This window comes from Pedobacter folensis (genome assembly GCF_056490665.1).
The window spans coordinates 1-4772 of record NZ_JBWJIF010000008.1; the positions used below are offsets into that span (position 1 = coordinate 1).

Annotated in this window: 1 protein-coding gene; it reads right to left on the reverse strand. The window is 46.3% G+C overall.

The window, feature by feature from the left end:
- Window positions 1-4772, reverse strand: a 4772-nt coding sequence (locus AC04QZ_RS24960) for a beta strand repeat-containing protein (protein WP_478359926.1), incomplete at both ends; no start/stop codon positions are given.

Consider the following 4772-nt stretch of genomic DNA (forward strand, 5'->3'; position numbering starts at 1 on the left):
ATTTAAGGTAGCCGGGTTGCCGTTGTAGGTATCGTTAAGCAATACATTTTCAACTGCTGTTCCGCCGGTGAAGCCGTTTGCATTTCCGCTATCGTTTGTAGCAGCCAAAGCAGGTGCAGCAACCGTGATGGTTACCGTAGCTGTTTTCGTCTGACCTGGGTTCAGTTTATCTTCGATCTGGTAAACCAAAGTATAAGTTCCTGCCGGCGTATTTGGTGCCACATTCACCTTTCCGGTTGTCACATCTAAAGTAACATTTGGATTCGTGGTCGAAACCTGGCTTAATTTCACCTCGTTTAAGGTAGCCGGATTGCCGTTGTAGGTATCGTTAAGCAATACATTTTCAACTGCTGTTCCGCCGGTGAAGCCGTTTGCATTTCCGCTATCGTTTGTAGCAGCCAATGCAGGTGCAGCAACTGTGATGGTTACCGTAGCCGTTTTCGTCTGACCTGGGTTCAGTTTGTCTTCGATCTGGTAAACCAAAGTATAAGTTCCTGCCGGAGTATTGGGTGCCACATTCACCTTTCCGGTTGCCACATCTAAAGTAACATTCGGATTCATAGTCGAAACCTGACTTAGTTTCACCTCATTTAAGGTAGCCGGATTGCCGTTGTAGGTATCGTTAAGCAATACATTTTCAACTGCTGTTCCGCCGGTGAAGCCGTTTGCATTTCCGCTATCGTTTGTGGTAGCCAATGCAGGTGCAGCAACCGTGATGGTTACCGTAGCTTGTTTAGTTTGATTTGCATCTAATTTATCTACGATTTCATAAACTAAGGTGTAAATACCTGCTGGTGTATTTGGTTTTACCTCTACCTGTCCGGTTAAAACATTAAGTATTACGTTAGGGTTTGTTGTCGAAATCTGCGACAGGTTTACATCATTTAAGGTTGGCGCTGTTAAAGACCCATTGTAACTATCATTAGAAAGAACATTATTTACAGCTACTCCCCCTACCAGACCGTTTGCACTTCCCGAATCATCCTTCGCCAATAAAGCACCTGAAGCCACGGTTACTTTCACCGTTGCGGTAGAAGTTTTCGAAGCATCCAGTTTATCGGTGATCGTGTAGGTTAAGGTATAAACGCCAGCCGGGGTATTCGCAACCACACTTACTGCTCCTGTTGCCGGATCGAGTGTTACTTTACCGTTGCTATCATTTGTACCATTCGTAATGGTGACATTAGCCAAAGTTGGAGCAACAGTTGTTCCGTTGTAAGTATCGTTTGTCAAAACATTCGCAACTGCTGTTCCGCCTGTTACCGAATTAGCAGTTCCTGCATCATCTTTCGCCAATAAAGCGCCTGAAGCTACGGTCACTTTCACCGTTGCGGTAGAAGTTTTCGAAGCATCCAGTTTATCGGTGATCGTATAAGTCAACGTGTAAATGCCGGCCGGGGTATTCGCAGCCACACTTACAACTCCTGTTGCTGGATCGAGTGTTACTTTACCGTTGCTATCGTTGGTACCGTTGGTGATGGTGACATCGTTTAAGGTTGGAGCAAGAGTTGTTCCGTTGTAAGTATCGTTAGCTAAAACATTCGTCACTGCTGTTCCGCCTGTTACCGAATTAGCTGTTCCTGCATCATCTTTCGCCAATAATGTACCTGAAGCCACAGTTACTTTTACTGTTGCAGTCGAAGTTTTCGAAGCATCCAGTTTATCGGTGATCGTGTAGGTTAAGGTGTAAACGCCAGCCGGGGTATTCGCGGCCACGCTTACCGCTCCTGTTGCCGGATCGAGTGTTACTTTACCATTGCTATCGTTTGTACCGTTCGTAATGGTCACATCAGCCAAAGTCGGAGCAGTTGCCGTTCCGTTATAAGTATCGTTTGTTAAAACATTGGCTACCGCTGTTCCACCTGTAACCGAATTTGAAGTACCTGCATCATCTTTAGCCAATATAGCGCCAGAAGCCACGGTTACTTTTACTGTTGCCGTAGAAGTTTTCGAAGCATCCAGTTTATCAGTGATGGTATAAGTCAAGGTATAAATGCCAGCCGGGGTATTCGCAGCCACACTTACCGCTCCTGTTGCCGGATCGAGTGTTACTTTACCATTGCTATCGTTTGTACCGTTAGTAATGGTGACATCATTTAAAGTCGGAGCGGTTGAAGTTCCGTTGTAAGTATCGTTTGTCAAAACATTGGCTACCGCTGTTCCGCCTGTAACCGAGTTAGCTGTCCCTGCATCATCTTTAGCCAACAATGCGCCTGAAGCCACAGTTACTTTTACCGTAGCAGTAGAAGTTTTCGAAGCATCCAGTTTATCGGTGATGGTGTAAGTTAAGGTATAAATGCCAGCCGGGGTATTCGCAGCCACACTCACTGCTCCTGTTGCCGGATCGAGTGTTACTTTACCGTTGCTATCGTTTGTACCATTGGTGATGGTGACATTAGATAGATTTGCTTGTGCACCACCGTTGTAAGTATCGTTTGTTAAAACATTGGCAACTGCTGTTCCGCCTGTTACCGAGTTTGAAGTACCTGCATCATCTTTCGCTAGTAATGTACCTGAAGCCACAGTTACTTTTACTGTTGCAGTCGAAGTTTTCGAAGCATCCAGTTTATCGGTGATCGTATAAGTCAGGGTGTAAACACCAGCCGGAGTATTGGCTGCCACACTTACCGCTCCAGTAGCCGGATCAAGTGTTACTTTACCATTGCTATCGTTTGTACCATTGGTAATGGTGACATCATTTAAAGTCGGAGCAGTTGCCGTTCCGTTATAAGTATCGTTTGTTAAAACATTGGCTACCGCTGTTCCACCTGTTACCGAATTTGAAGTACCTGCATCATCTTTCGCCAATAATGCGCCTGAAGCTACGGTTACTTTCACCGTTGCGGTAGAAGTTTTCGAAGCATCCAGCTTATCGGTGATGGTATAAGTTAAGGTATAAACGCCAGCCGGGGTATTTGCAGCCACACTAACTGCTCCTGTTGTCGGATCGAGTGTTACTTTACCGTTGCTATCGTTGGTACCGTTGGTGATGGTCACGTCTGCCAGAGTTGGTGCTGTGGTGGTACCATTGTAGGTATCGTTCGAAAGTACATTCGCAACTGCTGTTCCGCCTGTTACCGAATTTGAAGTACCTGCATCATCTTTCGCCAATAATGCACCTGAAGCTACGGTTACTTTTACCGTAGCAGTCGAAGTTTTCGAAGCATCCAGTTTATCAGTGATCGTATAAGTCAAGGTGTAAAGGCCTGCTGGTGTATTCGCTGCCACGCTTACCGCTCCTGTTGCCGGATCGAGTGTTACTTTACCGTTGCTATCGTTTGTACCATTGCTAATGGTCACGTCTGTGAGAGTCGGAGCGGTTGAAGTTCCGTTGTAAGTATCGTTTGCCAAAACATTGGCAACTGCTGTTCCGCCTGTTACCGAATTTGAAATACCTGCATCATCCTTAGCCAACAATGCGCCTGAAGCCACGGTTACTTTCACTGTTGCAGTAGAAGTTTTCGAAGCATCCAGTTTATCGGTGATCGTGTAGGTTAAGGTGTAAACGCCAGCCGGGGTATTCGCGGCCACGCTTACCGCTCCTGTTGCCGGATCGAGTATTACTTTACCATTGCTATCGTTGGTACCGTTGGTAATGGTCACATCATTTAAGGTTGGAGCAGTTGCTGTTCCGTTGTAAGTATCGTTTGCCAAAACATTGGCTACCGCTGTTCCGCCTGTTACCGAGTTAGCTGTTCCTGCATCATCCTTCGCTAGTAATGCGCCTGAAGCCACGGTTACTTTCACCGTTGCGGTAGAAGTTTTCGAAGCATCCAGCTTATCGGTGATGGTATAAGTTAAGGTATAAACACCAGCCGGGGTATTCGCAACCACACTTACTGCTCCTGTTGCCGGATCGAGTGTTATTTTACCATTGCTATCGTTTGTACCGTTGGTAATGGTCACATCAGCCAAAGTCGGAGCGGTTGAAGTTCCGTTGTAAGTATCGTTTGCCAAAACATTGGCAACCGCAGTTCCGCCTGTTACCGAGTTTGAAGTACCTGCATCATCTTTCGCCAATAATGCGCCTGAAGCTACGGTTACTTTCACCGTTGCGGTAGAAGTTTTCGAAGCATCCAGCTTATCGGTGATCGTATAAGTTAAAGTATAAACGCCGGCTGGGGTATTCGCTGCCACACTTACCGCTCCTGTTGCCGGATCGAGTGTTACTTTACCATTGCTATCGTTTGTACCATTCGTGATGGTCACATCGTTTAAGGTTGGAGCAGTTGCCGTTCCGTTGTAAGTATCGTTTGTCAAGACATTCGCAACTGCTGTTCCGCCGGTTACCGAATTTGAAGTACCTGCATCATCTTTCGCCAATAAAGCACCCGATGTAACCGTAACCTTAACCGTAGCAGTAGAGCTTTTCGAAGCATCCAGTTTATCGGTGATTGTATAAGTCAACGTGTAAATGCCAGCCGGGGTATTCGCAGCCACGCTTACCGCTCCTGTAGCAGGATCGAGTGTTACTTTACCATTGCTATCATTTGTACCGTTGGTAATGGTGACATCAGCCAAAGTTGGAGCTGCTGTCGTTCCATTGTAGGTATCGTTCGAAAGTACATTCGCAACTGCTGTTCCGCCCGTTACCGAGTTAGCTGTTCCCGCATCATCTTTCGCCAATAATGTACCTGAAGCCACCGTTACTTTTACTGTTGCGGTCGAAGTTTTCGAAGCATCCAGTTTATCAGTGATCGTATAAGTTAAGGTGTAAATTCCAGCTGGGGTATTCGCAGTCACACTTACCGCTCCAGTAGCCGGATCGAGTA